The following is a 15,936-nucleotide window of genomic DNA, read 5'->3' as shown; positions in this document are numbered from 1 at the left end:
GACAGCTATATTTCGATAAATGCATTTAACCAAAGATGCCTTTGGCAAAGATTTTATTTGGGGAGTATCTACCGCCGCTTATCAAATCGAGGGGGCACATGATCAACATGGCAAAGGCCCTTCTATATGGGATATCTTTGTAAAGAAAAGAAACCGTATATTTCAAAATCAACATGGCGACCATGCCTGTGATTTCTACAACCGTTACATGCAGGATCTGGCATTAATGCAAGGTATGCACATTCCTAACTATCGTTTTTCCTTATCCTGGAGCCGTATCCTGCCGAATGGTATTGGGCAGCCCAATCAGTCAGGTATGGATTTCTATGATCGCCTGATCGACCTCTCACTGGAACTGGGGATTACACCTTGGGTTACTCTATATCACTGGGATCTCCCCCATGCCTTAGAAAAAAAAGGTGGTTGGGTCAACCGCGATGTCAAGGATTGGTTCGGTGAATTTGTATCCACATGTGTTGCCCGTTATGGAGATCGTGTAAAAAATTGGATGGTGCTTAATGAGCCAACCGTATTTACGGCTGCAGGATACTTCTTTGGTGTACATGCTCCGGAAAGAAAAGGTTTGGGCAACTTTCTTGCGGCGGCTCATCATGCTGCATTAGCACAAGCACATGGCGCTAGGATCATAAAATCATTACAACCGGACAGCCAGGTGGGTACGACTTTTTCCTGTTCCCATATAGAACCATTCACAGCAAGGGAAAAAGATGTGATTGCGGCAAAAAAAGCCGATGTATTACTCAATAGATTGTTTATCGAGCCATTACTGGGTATGGGCTATCCTACACAGGAAATCAAAATTCTCAATCGAATTGAAAAATACATCAAACAAGGTGATGAGAACGATTTAAAGTTCGATATGGACTTTATCGGTATTCAAAATTATACCCGTGAGATGATTCGCTACGCCATGTTTGTTCCCTATCTTCAGGCAAAGATCGTAACGGCCAAGGAACGTAAAGTTGAAATGACCGAAATGAACTGGGAAGTATACCCCAGCTCCATTTATCAAATGCTGAAAAAATTCAGTAGCTACCCCAATATGCCGCCGCTCATTGTCACCGAAAATGGGGCTGCCTTTAAGGATCAAATTGAGCATGGACAGGTACATGATCCCAGACGGTTGAACTATCTGCAAGAAGCCATAAAACATGTCTATCAGACAAAAGAAGAAGGCGTAAATGTCAAAGGCTACTTCGTCTGGACTTTTTTAGACAATTTTGAATGGGCGGAAGGATATCGGCCACGATTCGGGTTGGTGTATGTTGATTTTCAAAACCAGCAACGTATTATAAAATCCTCTGGCCATTGGTATGCTAATTTCTTAAAATAAACCTTACTTATTCTCCGGACGGTGTTTCCGTCTATTGATCAGTTTCAACAACAACGGAACTAATAGAATGGCCAGTAAGATACTGATCATAGTCACGACTGAATTTTGTCCGTTATCGCCCAGGAAGTAAATCGAAAGACCAGCTAACAGACATGGAACCCCAAAGACCAGAATTTTCATCCATGCTAATTCGGTCTCGGCCTGACGAATATCGCGAAGGGGAATAGCCTCGACCACTTTAAACTCTCCTGCATTGAAATAAGCTAAAATTTGTGTTATTTCAGATGCTGTTAATTCCCGCGGTCGCAAAATCTCTCCTTTTACAACAATGAGCAATCCTCGCTCGTCCTGTTGAATACTAACAATATCCTTTGTTTTAAAGTATTTCCTATACCCCATTGGGTTAAGAGCGTACCCTTTATAATCACTTCCGGGACAGAGACAGGAGAAATTATCCGCATTCAGTGAAAAAATAATATCGGTATGATCATCCCGAATAGCCGCTATAAAAGCTATCACAGCGTGAATACAACTTAGTGCCAGAAATTGAATCATAAATATCCAAAAAGACAGCTGTAATAACCAGGATACAAGCAGCGCCAAAAGAACCAAAGCAATGGAAAACCATTTCAGGTGTACGATCAGATTTATTTTGCGGTTCAGAAAATAGGTAGCAATCACGCAGATGACAGAAACTATACCTGATTTCCACTCCCAAAAGATGGAAAGAAAGCCTATGAAGAAAATAAGGCTATACAATACCAGTGTGAAATAATCCCCACTTTTACCTAAATTTTTCCGTTCGATTTGGATACTATTTCCCAAGTTTCAACGCTTTTAAAATAATGACTGCTTTCGTGTTCGCTTATATAGCATTAATTGGATAAAGATATTTATATTTATCCAATTAATGAATATTTAAATAGAGAGATAAGCAGGGTAAATTTGACTTATGAAGACTTTTCAGTTTAAATCACACAATGTTAAAAAGGGCTTAATCTTTGGATTCAGTTATTTGATTATAGTTTTTACTATTTTCTACCTTATCTATGGTGGCATCGATGGGATGGCCGATGCTGTCAATAACTTTGGATCAGCCAAAGCGCTGGGCTTCTTGGTCGCAATCATTGTTATTGGTCCATTTGTTGTGATCCTGCAGCTAATTAACCCCAAAATAGAGATACTTATTGATCATCAACATATCCTGATCAAACAACAGAAGAAACCGGATCAGGACATCCTTCTAGACGATATTTATAGCATGAAGATAAACCATTCATTGGTCAATCAACTTCAGCTTTTTGATCAGCAGGAACAGTTACTCATAACGATCCACCCCCAACAGGATATGCAAATCATTTACGGGATTGCTGCTGAAATAGCACAGCATAAATCCTTCACCCAACAAAAAGGTAGCAAGAAGATCTTTGGTAATCCGGTTGAGACCATGTCTTACATAAGGAAGCTTTGAAGCTGAAACAGATTGACATTCCTGACTTGATTCAAAACAACGCCAAGATTTTCAATAAAATAAAAATAATACATGAAGGTATACTATCCCAATAATCAATGGACATTTTATATGATTTCCCCCCTCATCATATGGGTAGGACTTTGCTATTTAATCTTTGTCGAGCGAAATTTTTCCTTGGTTCTTATGGGCTTTGCTTTATTTTCTTTTCTCTTTTTTTGCTATTGCCTTTACGAAAGATTTGGAACCCAGTTAACCATCTATGCAGATCGGCTCGAACTTCGTCAAAACTTTCAACAGCCCAAATCATTTTACTACACAGATCATGAGTTTGTCGTGGGTCCGACCTATGATACCTATACTCGACAGGTGTTTTCAAAAAAATACGCAGGTCGATCACGTTATTTTTTTATCTATCCATTGGATGAAGATGGCAATCGTGTGAAAATGCTTTCTACTGCGCTTGAACTAAGTATTACCAAGGGTCGATATCGAAAAATCCAAAAAGATTTGTCAGAAAGCTTGGAAAAGCTGGATCTTCTAGCACATTTGCGTTATAATAATAACAACGACACTATTATTGTTAGAAATAGATAACCCTGTTTTTAATAGCTGTACCGCATTCAAATCTATTTTAGCTCCAGCAGTTCCTTACCAAATTTTTTCTCAATAAAAGGATTCATCGGCGGGATGCCAAATTTAGTGTTTTCTAACCAAAATTTGCTTGTATACCGGCTTTTCAATTCGAGCCAAAGACCTGAAGTAACCTCTTTCTTTACGCTCTTGAATTCTTCTTTCGTCATGAATCGACGTTCTTGCGTATAAAACTCACTCAAAAAATCAAAAGGGACAAATTCCGATTTACGACCTCTTTTGATAGCACCGACATTCATTACCACCCTGCTGACCAACTTATCCTGTTCAGGTTGATCGAGATTTGTCGGCGAATAATTTTCCATGGTTACGCCGGTATATTGCTGCCCTTTGACCTTAAAGAAGCTTACTTCTTTTTGGCTATTGGGTGGAATAATGTCAAAATATACCTGTACATCGCCACGGGCTGTTTTTTGGATATATCCGGTATTCAGATTACCCGTCCGAATGATTCTCCGCCCTTTATCCTGAACCATAACAAATTTTGACGGAAGATCATTGGCAACAGACTGCGCTTTCATGCGCATCACATGTGGCTTCCATTGCCAGAAATTACCCATCACCTCTCTAAAATTCTGAGTAGCGATGGAATCCTCAAAAATCCGGTAATCCAAAATACGGTGATAGACTTTCCCATTTTTGTTTTTCAACGGAATATAATATTCAATAATTCCGTCGTAGAAATAACGTGTACGCTTATTGAAAAAAGTAGTATTTCTAAAATACCCTTTCAAAATTAGATAATCATACTGACTCTTATCTTCGATAGCGATCTCATCTATTTTAATGCTACGCGGAATCAATTTGATCAGCTTCTGTTTTCGCAGCTTCGAACTCGATTCCTGGTAATTATTATAGGAAATATGCTGCAATATGATCTTTGTATTTGCATGCTGCTTCAGCGAATCTATAGCAAACTCCCCTTTCGCATTTGCTACACCTAATAATGTTCCATCTTCAGCGTAAATATTCACTAAAGGCACAGGTTCACCACTCAAACTATCAACGATATGGATTTGAGCAAATAGCATGTTGCAACTAAAAAAAAAACACAGGGAAAATAATATTTTTGCCATAAATCAAATTATTGATCTAAAATATAAAATAGTCATTAAAATAACTGTCAAAAATCGTTAAAGAACAGCCACAACGAAAATCCACTACAGCAAATATAGTCTACTATCTCTCCTTTTATTAAGAGCTTTTTTACCCTGTATCGTCGTTCTCTATAAACTTCTTTTTATATTTAGCCATTAATCTAATGGTATAATATGGATAAACGCATTTCAATAAAGGAGCTTGAGAGAAACGTAATCTTTTGGTATTATTATTTATGTTGGTTCCGTGGTTATGATACTGAAAACGAATTAAATATTGATGAAGCACTGGATGTTCTAAAAATTGATGCAGAAGATTTAGCCAATTGGGAACAACTTTTCTTCCCTCCTAATACAGATGATGAAGTACTTCGATATATCGCTGAAGACCTGACAGAGGAATTGTCCATTTATATCCAATTCCGTTCAAATGCAATCGTTTTCTTTCTCAATGATAACTATATCGGTAATCTAGGCGGCCATTTTGAAGCCTGGTTTCTGACCTTAGAAGAATTGAAATCTTTTGAGAAGTATCCGTTTGTATTTTTGTTACTTCTACCGATGCTTGGCATTCCGGCAGCACAGGCACAAGAAACCAGATCATTGATAGCAAAACACTTGAAAATTATTCCAATTCTTGCAGATCATGCTTCATATATCGCAAGCTGTATCACAAACGGGTTAGTTATGACAAACGGTTTTGTACAGCAAAATGCACTAGGCCTAACCAATGATCAAAATCACAGTGTCGGAAATATAAATCAATATCCGAGCGATAAAGATGACATCATCGCACTGAATAAAATATTGGAACAGTTTGTCCACAAAGACTAACCTCTACCAACTTTATTTGATAAGCATAAATCACGATGATAACATTAAAGAGAGGCCACTACCTGGTTTTAATGTGCGCAACAATAGTCTTCGGATTATTATCGCGGAAAATTACAGGAATCCCTTTATCTGTGGACGATGGTTTATATGCTGTGATGATCTACTGGTTATGTAGGTTTATTTTTTTTCAGCGATCCCTCAACTTTTGCTTTGTAAGTTCACTGGTATTATGCTTTGCAATTGAGTTTTTACAGTTGGTACAACATCCAATATTAATCAGCGTCAGAAGCCATCCGCTATTACGACTGCTATTTGGCCAAGGTTTTCTCTGGTCTGACCTAATAGTCTACATCGCTGGATCTGCTATCGCTTTTCTCTTAGATCGATCTTTTCACCGATCCAAGACAAGATAGAAAAGAATAAGGTTAAAAGCATAGCCCATGCAAAACGCCGATAATATACTGACAATAAAAAAGAATCTTTTCACATTTTGATCGTTTGTTGTCCTTAACGATGGTAGTGATTAAGCCCTATATAAGTAAGTTATCGGCGTTTTATTTTACAGGTATAATTTTCTCAAATCGTATTCAGATAATCATTTAATGACAGCTCCGTTTCGACCTGTAATTTTTTTCGTAATCTATAGCGGTGGATTTCAACTCCTCTGACGGTAATATTCTGTAATTGCGCAATTTGTTTGGATGTAAAATGAAGTTTCAAATAAGCACATACTTTAAGATCATTGCGGGATAATCCCGGATGTTTTTCCTTTAACTTATTCAAAAAACCATCGTTAAGCTCATCAAAATGGCTGGCAAATTGATTCCAGTTAGCGCTGTTTTTTTCAATGTCTTTTAATAGGTTATTAATGCGCTTTAGATTGGAATCTTCATCGTCACCCGTATCCAGCTTAGCCAATTCATCCCTTACCTTGATCAATGCTCCCGAATTTTCCAGCAGCTGCATACTAGTACTCGCCAATTCTTTTGTTTTGGTGATGACCTCATTTGCCAACTTCTCATTGTTCAGCTTCACAATTTCTTTTTCATTTTTTTCAATTTCCAGCTGATGGATGTAACGCAATTGCTCCAATTGTTTTTCATGTTTTAGCTGCTGTTTGTGCTGTTCAATTTTTCGCAGACGAATCAGACCCAATACACCAAGTGTAGCGAGTAGAAAATAGCCGATTTTTGCCCATAAGGTTTTATACCAAGGTGGCAAAACGACAAAACTGTATTCCGCTACATCGGACTCTTGATTTAGGTTGTTCCGAACCTTAACTAAGAACGTATACTGGCCGTCCTGCAAGTTGGTATATGACTTTTCGGACTGCTGTGTCCAAGAAGACCAATTCTCATCATACCCCGACAATTTATAGCTAAACTCAAGATGTTGATGTATGCCATAACTTGGTGAAGAAAAGCTAAATCGGAAAGAATTGAAAACAGCCGGCAACTGCCGGCTACTATCCTTTCCAGACGCTTCTTTTAGTTTTGACATATTTGAAAAAAAACCAGCAAAAATAAGACTATCACCCTTCCCTGTTGCGATGACTTGCGAGAGCATAGCGACCGGTTTAAAGCTTTGTTTCAGGTATTTGTCATAATTGATATGAAGCACTCCTTTTTCTGCACCTACATAGATATTATTTTTATCGAAACTATAGATATGCTCAAAACCGGAGGTACTCATGCCTTCTATTTCTGGAAAATTAACCAAATGATAGGTTCCCTTTTTGGCGTCAAACTGTCCAAGGCCAACTGTTTTCTTTGTACAAAACCAGATATTGCCATCTTGGTCATCCTTTAGATAGCGGATGGTCAGATCCTTAAAAGCAGCAAACTGTTTGCTTGGCACAAATCGCTTGCTATTGTAATCATAATTATAAAGCCCTTTTTCCGTTGCAAATACCACTTGATTTTTTATTCTAAACACATAATTTTGATAATCCGCGGGTAGTCCATTCTTTTGAGTATAGAGCTCAGCCTGATAAGACTTCTTATCTTTTGACAGTATTATTCGATATATTCCTCTGTAGGGATGTGAGGCCCATATTGTTCCATTTTCATCCTGTTCAAGAAAGCGAAAAGAATCAGATGGTCCATTGAGCAGGCCTTTGGACGAGAAAATACCGTTATGAAAATGCAATAGCTCCAAGCCCTGATAGGTACCAACTAAACTCTCTTCAATAGGATATATCATATTTAATGGAAGCAATTTCCATGTCCCTATACCCTGTGTTAGTGGTTTGATGGAATGATCCGTGATCTGAAACAAACCCTTATTGTGCCCCAGTAACACGTGCCCATTGAGTTGTTCTAAGCGCCAGGCTTCTCCAGCATCACTCCCCTGAAGCAGTGAAAACACAGCCGGTGAACGGCTTTGATCTATTAGATCACTTTTTATATTGGCATAATATACTCCATTGGATGAAGAAAGATAAAGTGTATTATTAAAGATAACAGAAGAATATCCGGTAACATCATTGTCCATATTTGGTCTCAGATAGCGAATAGCACTTCCATAGCTGATGACCGAAATTACATTATCAGTACCGATCCATATATTCTTTTGCTTATCAACGAAAACGGTGGTAACGTTCTTATTTTGCAAACCTTCCCTGACGCCGATCCGCTGTATTGTATTTCCGGCCATATCACGTATGTGACAACCTTCTTTTGCATTCCCCACAACAAATGTTAACTCGTCGATCTGTGCTAAGGATGGGGTATAGCTACCGTCGTTATCCTGCTTATTCAATCGCGTCATTTTTCTGCCTTGCAAGGCATAATTTTCATTATTTAAAGTAGATAATAATATACGATCCTTGCCAAAAGGCATTATAGTAGCAATCTTAACATCTTTAAAGGGTAAGTCTGTGATATAAGGAGTCCATTTATTATCACGGAATTCTAATAAACCATTCTTCCGATCCTGTGCATATAATATTCCCCCCGATTGTCCCATAAAATACCATTCCACAGCAGCAGGGTGTACCTGGATCTTTTGCCCTTTTAACTCAAATATAACATCTGTTCCTCGAAAAAAAACTGATTGTCCTACCCCAACAGTATTCCAGATATCCGCAAAGTTCCGATATTTTGGAGGGATTAGCTCTTTCAATGACCTGTAGGTCAATCCTGATTGCGAAGAGCGTTCAAAATAGCCAAAATCACCTTGACCACCAACATATATACGATCATTAGCATCAATCCATATGGAGCGGATATTGGTATGGTTGGGCAAGGAGAATGTTTTCCAATATCGTCCGTCAAATGTCAATAACCCTTCACTATTGCCAAAATACATAATCCCATGACTATCCTGTTTGATATCCCATGTTCGGCTCCCACCTTGATGTATCGATTTGCTATAATTATACACCAGCGGTAAGCCAAGCAAATTCTGGGAAAATAGCGCACCTGGAAAAACAGAAAATAGCATAAAAAATAAAGCGACAAAATACTTCATAATAATTCCCTTCATTTGACTGACGTAACTTTGATACGCTTCTAATATATTAATTTTTGAGCAATAAATACAATTTGAAGTAGTATTGAAGTACCCTTAAAATTGATAAATCACATTTATAAAGCTAATTTTAAAACTCATAATTACAAACAGTTCAACAATTTCAAATCATTAAACATGAAGAATACTATCGATACTAAGATCGCTCGAAATATATTGATGTGCGACAACTTCTTACTTAATTACAGGCTACCAACACCAATGCTATTATTTCGGTTACTTATCTATAATTAAGATATAATATGTTACGTCCCATTCATCCAATATTCCAAAGTAGCAACAGAAATTTAACCAATTTGGAAAATGTGTGCTACTATATACCTTATGCTAATAAAAGTTCAATAAATATTCCTGAGGGAAAGATCATTATACAACAATATAGTAATTTCTTATTTTTTTTAGAAAGTTTTGAATTCGCTATAGAAAAGGATATCGTTATACCTGTTAAAATATTACGTCTTAGTCTATTCCTCTTTTTTATGATAGAAGGTCGAGTCGTGTTTGAATCAAAAAATGGGGAGACACTTAATGATGCAAAGGCCAATCAATGTTATTCAGCTATAAACGACGATGGGGGATTCAATGCGAGATTTTCTGCTGGGAAGCATATATTTTTTTATATATCGCTAAATATAGATTGGATTCGACACGAGGCAACTCGATTCCCTCTATTTCAAAATTTTATATTATCCCATAAATCAAAAACGAAGAGCGTGTCTTATATGAATAAAGTATTTTTAAATAGCACAATGAAAAGACTATTGAAGGATATACAGCAAGCACCTAATATAAATGAAAATGGATTCGAAGAACATTTAACTCTGCATCTAAAACAGCTTATAAAATTATATGAGGACACCCAAAATTATAAATATTATTTACGGGGACTTACAAATAAAGAAAAAATCGCGGAAATACAAAAATTTTTAGACATTAATTTCTGTGACAGGGATATAATTAAACTTTCACTTTTATGTGATAAATTTAATATAACTGAACGAACATTAAGAAGAGCCTTCGGAGGGGATTCTATGTCACCAATATCCTATATTTATAAATTACGACTTGATTATGGAACAAAGCTTTTACTGCAAACTGAAAATTCTATAAATGAGATTGCAAAAATGTGTGGTTTTAATAGCGCAAATTATTTTTGTAGATTATTTCGTAAAAATTTCGGCATTAGCCCAGGAAAGTACAGATCTAATTTTAGTCAAATACCCAATAGTTTAAAGTAAACTTATTGTCTATGAAACTCTTTCATAGATGAGCGTTACATACTTATGTTCATTATGATTGCAGAGAATCATTCTCCTTATCTTTAATTGACCTCCATCCTTTTTCAAATGTAGCAAATTTAATTAGGCGCTAAATATAAACTTTAGAGCAGGTAATTCTTTTCCATTTTTTCAATGCGTATCATTAACTCTTCCACTCGTTCACTGACAGTGATTGATTTGCTTAAATACCTAAGGGATTTCATTAATCCCTCAAAAATCGCAAACAAATCATTCTCAGAAAAATTGTCCTTAACACAGGGAATTAATTGCATTTTTATGTCCATTTTCATAGAAGCTGTCCAATCTAGCCATTTGAACATAAAAAAATCAGGGTTTTTTCTATCGCAAACTGGTATCCAAGGAATTCTATACGAATCAGCAACAATGGCTCCATGCATCGCCTCTGTTATTAAACATTCAACTGAATTAATCTTTTTTATAACACTGTCGAAATTGTCAAGCGGATCAATATATAAAATATCTTTCTTATTACATATCTCTGCCCAAATAGGATTTGAATTTTGCCAGTGTGGCATAAAACCATATTTATAAATATTGTCTTGTGGAATATCAAAAACTGTAGGTAATAATACTGCAGGGTCTGTCACCGATTTATTTATGGATAAGCCTAGTTTTTTTGAAGTCAAGGGTCCCCTAACACAATAAATATCCATATCTGTTAATTTGTCTGGAATTTTCCCATAACCATAGCCAGAACCGAATACCACAAAATTTTGATTTTGCGGAAGTAAGTGATTTAAGACAGTCCCAATACCCAAAAAATTGATATTATTATTACTCAATATTTTATGCGAAAACATTTTAGGCCATAATTTAAGATTAATCACATCACCAAAATTTAAATTATCTCCATTATTCCAAAAATATAAATTCATTTTACTTTGTATTAAATTAAAACTAAATTTCAACAATAATGCTAACGTAATATTCGAGAAAAACAAAGCTAAAACATATTAAATCACAAAAGCTGCCTGGCTTTCTTAGACAAACATAATATAAAAAAACCGCAATTATTATCATTAAACTATATTTATATTCCCTAATATTATCTCATTTAAAAAAACAAGAATATCCCAACTTACATAAAGAAAATTTCAGTTATAAAACAGCACCAAATACATATGTCAAAAGCAATATATATATAGATGTTTAAATACTTAATTAGAAAAATTCGCTTTTAAAAATTAAATAAAATTTGAGCTTTTGATCCAAAATATCCTTTGTCATTTTGAAATTTAGATTTGTTATAAAACATTTTCAAGGTGCTTTTATCGATGAGTAATATAGTCAAATTTGGAACATTACGGTACTGCCCCGGTTCATCTTCATTTGGTACCGAACGATTACATAAGCCGGTACATGCATATAATAGTATATTATAAATCGGGGTTCAAATAGTACTTTTTTAAAAAAATATCGAAAAATAAATCAAACTAATTTTATTTCAAAGAATAGCTTAAGATTTTAACTATGCAATGGCCATAAAGTGAAAATTATATTACTAAACAAACACGTTTTAGCACAATTCGGACATATACATGAAAATTATTTTCATTTTGTCATAATAATACTAAAATATCCACTCATATTTGAAAATAATCAATTAAATAATAGAACATATTTATTAAAATATATTCCGTTAAAGCTAATATCAAATTATTAACATCAGGAAATAATGAATACTGAAAAGAATATATTTACTTCCATTTTAACCATACTAGATATTCCTTATAATAAAGATGTATCTAATAGATTTTATCATACACATCCTCATAAATATAGCTTATTCGGAATTTCGGATATGCTTTCCCATTACAAAATTAGAAACGGAGCCATTAATGTTGATAATAAAAGCGAAGATATTTTTAATATAGAAACTCCTTTTGTTACTAAAGTTGCCAATGATTTTTGTATTATTAATCAAGTATCTTCTGAATATGTTTCTTATTCAATAGGCAGTCGGATTAAACAAAGTAGAATCGAAATATTTTGTGAAGAATGGTGTGGTACCGCACTGCTTTTTAGAAAAGAAAGTGAATCTATCGAGCCAAATTACCTATCAAATAAAAAGAAAGCTCAGATAGAAAGTCTATTAAAGATGACTTCAATATCAGTATTGTTTATTATTATTGGATTATCCATTTATAAAGAAAATTCCAATAGAAACATTGACTTTCTTTTTTCTTTCATTATTAACTCAGCAGGAATACAGGTTGGTTTTCTACTTATTCAAAAACAACTCGATTGGAATAACGATTATACCAATAAAATTTGCTCATTATTTAAACATGCTGACTGCAATACTCTTCTACAATCTGATGCAGCGAAGCTTTTAAATACTTTAACTTGGAGTGAGATTGGATTTGGGTACTTTATAGCAAATATGTTTGTAATTATCTTTTTGCCCACCTTTTTTCATTATTACGCACACCTATGTCTACTGACAATTCCGTATATACTATGGAGCTTATGGTATCAGAGAATCCTAGCAAAAACTTGGTGTATATTGTGCCTTTTTACTCTCTGTATTCTATTTTCAATAATCATTACTAATCTTCTATCAGGGATATATTTATCATATGATATGAATTTGTTTGATGCATGTTTCGTTCTTTGTATATACCTATTTTCTATTTTGTCCATCCATATGCTGGTTAAGCAAATATCCAACAACAATAAAACAAATCACATTATTCAGCAAGTAAATTCTCTAATAGCAAATAGAGAGGTTGTTTCAATAATATTGAAGGATCAGCCACATTATAGAATTAACAAAAACTTCTCCTCAATCCATTTTGGAGATCCCAATTCAGAAACGGTCATTACAATTATTACTAACCCTCACTGTATATCCTGTGCAACAACACATAAGGAAGTTTTTGAATTGCTAAAACACTCAAAAAATATAGCCATTCAATACGTCTTTACCTCTTTCAGCGGCTTCGAAGACTCAAGCAAACTTCTCATTGCTTTATTTTTTGACAAAAATGTCGATACCATAGAAGCATATAACAAATGGTTTCTGAGAAAGAATAAGCAGAAAGAGTTGTATTCACAATTTTCCTCAATAGACTTATCATCAACGACGGTTAGAAATGAATTTGACAAACATAAACAATGGACTGAAGAAATGGCCGTTGAGGTTACACCAACTATTTTAATTAATGGATATAAAATCCCCATTAATTGGTCTGTGAATGATCTTTTATATATTTCCAACGTCCAGAACCAATAGCACAAATAATTCACTTTTTTTTAACTTTAAATAAATAACATTATGAAAAAAATCAATTTAAGCAACGTTAGCGCTTTTCTTTCCGAAAAAGAATTAAAGAACATTACTGGTGGTAGTGCAAAAGCATGCGGTACAGGAGGAAGAGGACATGGAGACCCTTGTGTAACTGGTGATGGTCGAAATGGTATCTGTGGTTATTACATGGGCATTTATGGTTGTGTACCTAGATAGCACAATTTTTATTAGTAAAAACTAGGAGAAAAAGTTTATTGCGAAACTCGTGTTCGCAATAAACTTTTAGTGTGAATGTTGTATTTCCTATAAATATACGTAAATCACTGTTCATATGTCCTCCTATTGAGCTACCCAAAAAGTATCTCCTTTAAACTTTAAATGATATATTTTATTTAAAAATTCATAATACTCTGAAGCTAGATCGGGTTGCCGATTTAAATATAAAAATATGCACAAAGTAGTACTTATTAATGTATTCATCGGGCAATTTCCCTGGTATTTTTCATATTTTATACATTCATGTCGTTACAATAACGAAATTGACTTTTTGATCTATACTGATAATAGTTCATCTAATACCGATTTGCCTACAAATGTTACATTGATTAAATTCACAATCGAAGAGTTTAACGAAAATATTTCTAGAGTGCTAAATACAACAGTAAACATTAAAAATGGATATAAATTATGTGATTTCAAACCCACATATGGAGCAGTATTTTATGATGACATAAAAGACTATGATTTTTGGGGCTATTGTGATTTAGACATAATTTGGGGTAATATTAGGGCATTTATGACGAGTCAATTACTAGATACCTATGATGTTATAAGCGCTCGCCACGACTATCTGACCGGATGTTTCACTCTGTACAGAAATAATGAACTATGTAGACATCTTTTTAGGAAGAGTAAAGATTATCTAAAAGTATTAACTTCGGATAAAAATTTTTGCTTTGATGAGACAAATTTTGCATTTGAAGAGTTTGAACAAGGAGTAAATTATCGATTCATCAAAAGTGAAATAGAAAGCATGACTCATGTTGTTCGGCGATTGCACGAAGAAGGCTACATAAGGGCCTATTTCGAGTTTCAAATTATTGAAGGAATAACAGGTGATATTATATGGGATACTGGAACTTTGATTTTTAGAAATGAATTTGAAGTGCTACTTTATCATTTAGTAAGGTTTAAGGAAGTATTCCTTGAAGATTCGAATAAATTTAAAACGTTAAAATCGAAACTTATGATTGAAAAGGACGGTATCCACCTAGCATAGTTGAAAAATAACTATAACATAGAGAAAAGTTGTCATTTATTAAAAATCTAAATTTTCCTTCAATGGGTATTATTCATAAAAGACAAGTAAAAATATCATTTTGCATTACATGTATGAACCGCCTTCATCATATAAAGAAAACCCTCGAAACCAATATAAAGGATAATTTTCTTCCTGGAATGGTTGAGTTTGTTTTGCTCGATTATAGTTCTTCTGATGGTTTAGAAACTTGGATTAGAAATGAAATGATTTCATATATTAAAGATGATGTATTGGTATTCTATAGAACACCTGACTATAAAACTTATAAAAGAAGTCATAGCCGAAATCTAGCTTTCAATTTGGCGTCGGGAAAGATAGTTTGCAATTTGGACGCTGATATTTATTTAGGTAAAGATTTCGCGAAGAAAATGATCAGTGAATTTCAGAAAAACTCAAATACTTTCTATACAAATGATCAAATGATCGGCGATTTATTTGGCAAAGTAATTGTTTTAAAAAAAGATTTTTTAAAAATACACGGTTATAATGAATTTTTAAACGGATATGGATTTGAAGACATAGATCTTTATACAAGACTGATATCAAATGGGTTAAAACAAGTTGTGTTTTATGAAAAAGAATTTTGTAAGTTTATTGAACATTCTGTAGAAGAACGTATCATTAATGAATATTATTTTCAAGAACTTGAAATGATGTTTATTTCATATATTAATCCATACACTACAAAGCTTTTCATATTGCTTAAGAATAAAACTTGTAAAATGGGTGTCTTTATTGATAATCTACATCTCAACTCATGCTCTATCCATAATAATAAATCAATCAATGATTATTTCTACAATGACTTACATCGAATAGTTTTAGAAGAAGACTTGGAACACGGAATATGGTTCAGGTCGAATAATGTCCTCTCCGTCTCATTTGCAATAGAAGAGCTTAAATTCACTCTAGAAGAAGATAACACAACTTTAATAAACGAAAAATTGTTTTACTTAGTATCCGACCCTACAATCATTACACAAGCCATTTTATTACTGTCAGACTGTGAGAATTATCGTAAGGTAAAAAAATCTTCTATGCTTGGGTCGAAAATAAACACAGAAGGATTTGGGAGTGGGCGAGTTTATCGAAATTTCGACACTTCATCTATTATTATATAAAA

At 34.3% G+C, this 15,936-nt stretch carries 14 protein-coding genes; 10 read left to right on the top strand and 4 right to left on the bottom strand.

All coding sequences use genetic code 11. The annotated features are described in order from the left end of the window. Nucleotides 1–19 precede the first annotated feature (19 nt). Entirely contained in the window at nucleotides 20–1,354 is a 1,335-nt protein-coding gene (locus LC454_RS04755) for a GH1 family beta-glucosidase (protein ID WP_223580118.1), read from the top strand. A 3-nt stretch (nucleotides 1,355–1,357) separates the two neighbouring features. Here the strand turns inward: LC454_RS04755 and LC454_RS04750 are convergent, their stop codons facing one another. Then, nucleotides 1,358–2,179, bottom strand: a complete 822-nt coding sequence (locus LC454_RS04750) for a hypothetical protein (protein WP_223580116.1) — start codon at nucleotides 2,177–2,179, stop codon at nucleotides 1,358–1,360. A 127-nt stretch (nucleotides 2,180–2,306) separates the two neighbouring features. Here LC454_RS04750 and LC454_RS04745 point away from each other — a divergent pair, with 127 nt between their 5' ends. After that, entirely contained in the window at nucleotides 2,307–2,825 is a 519-nt protein-coding gene (locus LC454_RS04745; RefSeq protein WP_223580114.1) for a hypothetical protein, read from the top strand. Nucleotides 2,826–2,897: 72 nt separating this feature from the next. Next, nucleotides 2,898–3,422 (top strand): hypothetical protein, encoded by a 525-nt coding sequence (locus LC454_RS04740; protein WP_223580112.1) that lies wholly within the window; start codon nucleotides 2,898–2,900, stop codon nucleotides 3,420–3,422. A gap of 32 nt (nucleotides 3,423–3,454) precedes the next feature. Here LC454_RS04740 and LC454_RS04735 read toward each other — a convergent pair whose 3' ends face one another. Next, on the bottom strand, nucleotides 3,455–4,510 hold the full coding sequence (locus LC454_RS04735; protein WP_223580110.1) for a carboxypeptidase-like regulatory domain-containing protein: 1,056 nt from the start codon (nucleotides 4,508–4,510) through the stop codon (nucleotides 3,455–3,457). Between the two features lie 240 nt (nucleotides 4,511–4,750). Here LC454_RS04735 and LC454_RS04730 point away from each other — a divergent pair, with 240 nt between their 5' ends. Together LC454_RS04730 and LC454_RS26595 are read left to right on the top strand one after the other, a co-directional pair. Then, the gene (locus LC454_RS04730; protein ID WP_223580108.1) at nucleotides 4,751–5,410 is read left to right on the top strand and encodes an Imm19 family immunity protein; all 660 of its coding nucleotides are present in this window, start codon (nucleotides 4,751–4,753) and stop codon (nucleotides 5,408–5,410) included. Nucleotides 5,411–5,445: 35 nt separating this feature from the next. Then, nucleotides 5,446–5,823, top strand: coding sequence for a DUF2809 domain-containing protein (locus LC454_RS26595; RefSeq protein ID WP_410528651.1), 378 nt, complete (start codon nucleotides 5,446–5,448; stop codon nucleotides 5,821–5,823). A gap of 163 nt (nucleotides 5,824–5,986) precedes the next feature. Here LC454_RS26595 and LC454_RS04720 read toward each other — a convergent pair whose 3' ends face one another. Further along, on the bottom strand, nucleotides 5,987–8,896 hold the full coding sequence (locus LC454_RS04720) for a triple tyrosine motif-containing protein (RefSeq protein WP_223580106.1): 2,910 nt from the start codon (nucleotides 8,894–8,896) through the stop codon (nucleotides 5,987–5,989). 287 nt (nucleotides 8,897–9,183) lie between these two features. Between LC454_RS04720 and LC454_RS04715 the strand changes: the two genes are divergently transcribed. Next, nucleotides 9,184–10,179 (top strand): helix-turn-helix transcriptional regulator, encoded by a 996-nt coding sequence (locus tag LC454_RS04715; RefSeq protein WP_223580104.1) that lies wholly within the window; start codon nucleotides 9,184–9,186, stop codon nucleotides 10,177–10,179. A 143-nt stretch (nucleotides 10,180–10,322) separates the two neighbouring features. Here the strand turns inward: LC454_RS04715 and LC454_RS04710 are convergent, their stop codons facing one another. Continuing rightward, on the bottom strand, nucleotides 10,323–11,117 hold the full coding sequence (locus LC454_RS04710) for a polysaccharide pyruvyl transferase family protein (protein WP_223580102.1): 795 nt from the start codon (nucleotides 11,115–11,117) through the stop codon (nucleotides 10,323–10,325). Between the two features lie 800 nt (nucleotides 11,118–11,917). Between LC454_RS04710 and LC454_RS04705 the strand changes: the two genes are divergently transcribed. The 4 genes from LC454_RS04705 (at nucleotide 11,918) to LC454_RS04690 (ending at nucleotide 15,934) form a co-directional block, all read left to right on the top strand. Then, complete coding sequence (locus LC454_RS04705; protein ID WP_223580100.1) at nucleotides 11,918–13,477, top strand: thioredoxin domain-containing protein; 1,560 nt, start codon at nucleotides 11,918–11,920, stop codon at nucleotides 13,475–13,477. A 42-nt stretch (nucleotides 13,478–13,519) separates the two neighbouring features. Continuing rightward, nucleotides 13,520–13,708: a TIGR04149 family rSAM-modified RiPP gene (locus LC454_RS04700; protein WP_223580098.1), complete on the top strand. Its 189-nt coding sequence runs from the start codon at nucleotides 13,520–13,522 to the stop codon at nucleotides 13,706–13,708. Between the two features lie 232 nt (nucleotides 13,709–13,940). Beyond that, nucleotides 13,941–14,771 (top strand): DUF6625 family protein, encoded by an 831-nt coding sequence (locus LC454_RS04695; RefSeq protein WP_223580097.1) that lies wholly within the window; start codon nucleotides 13,941–13,943, stop codon nucleotides 14,769–14,771. Between the two features lie 62 nt (nucleotides 14,772–14,833). Next, entirely contained in the window at nucleotides 14,834–15,934 is a 1,101-nt protein-coding gene (locus tag LC454_RS04690) for a glycosyltransferase (protein WP_223580095.1), read from the top strand. Nucleotides 15,935–15,936 lie beyond the last annotated feature (2 nt).

It is taken from the genome of Sphingobacterium sp. GVS05A (assembly GCF_019969845.1).
Lineage (GTDB): Bacteria > Bacteroidota > Bacteroidia > Sphingobacteriales > Sphingobacteriaceae > Sphingobacterium.
The sequence above is the reverse complement of the archived record's forward strand: the minus strand, read 5'-3'. Positions and strand labels throughout refer to the sequence as shown.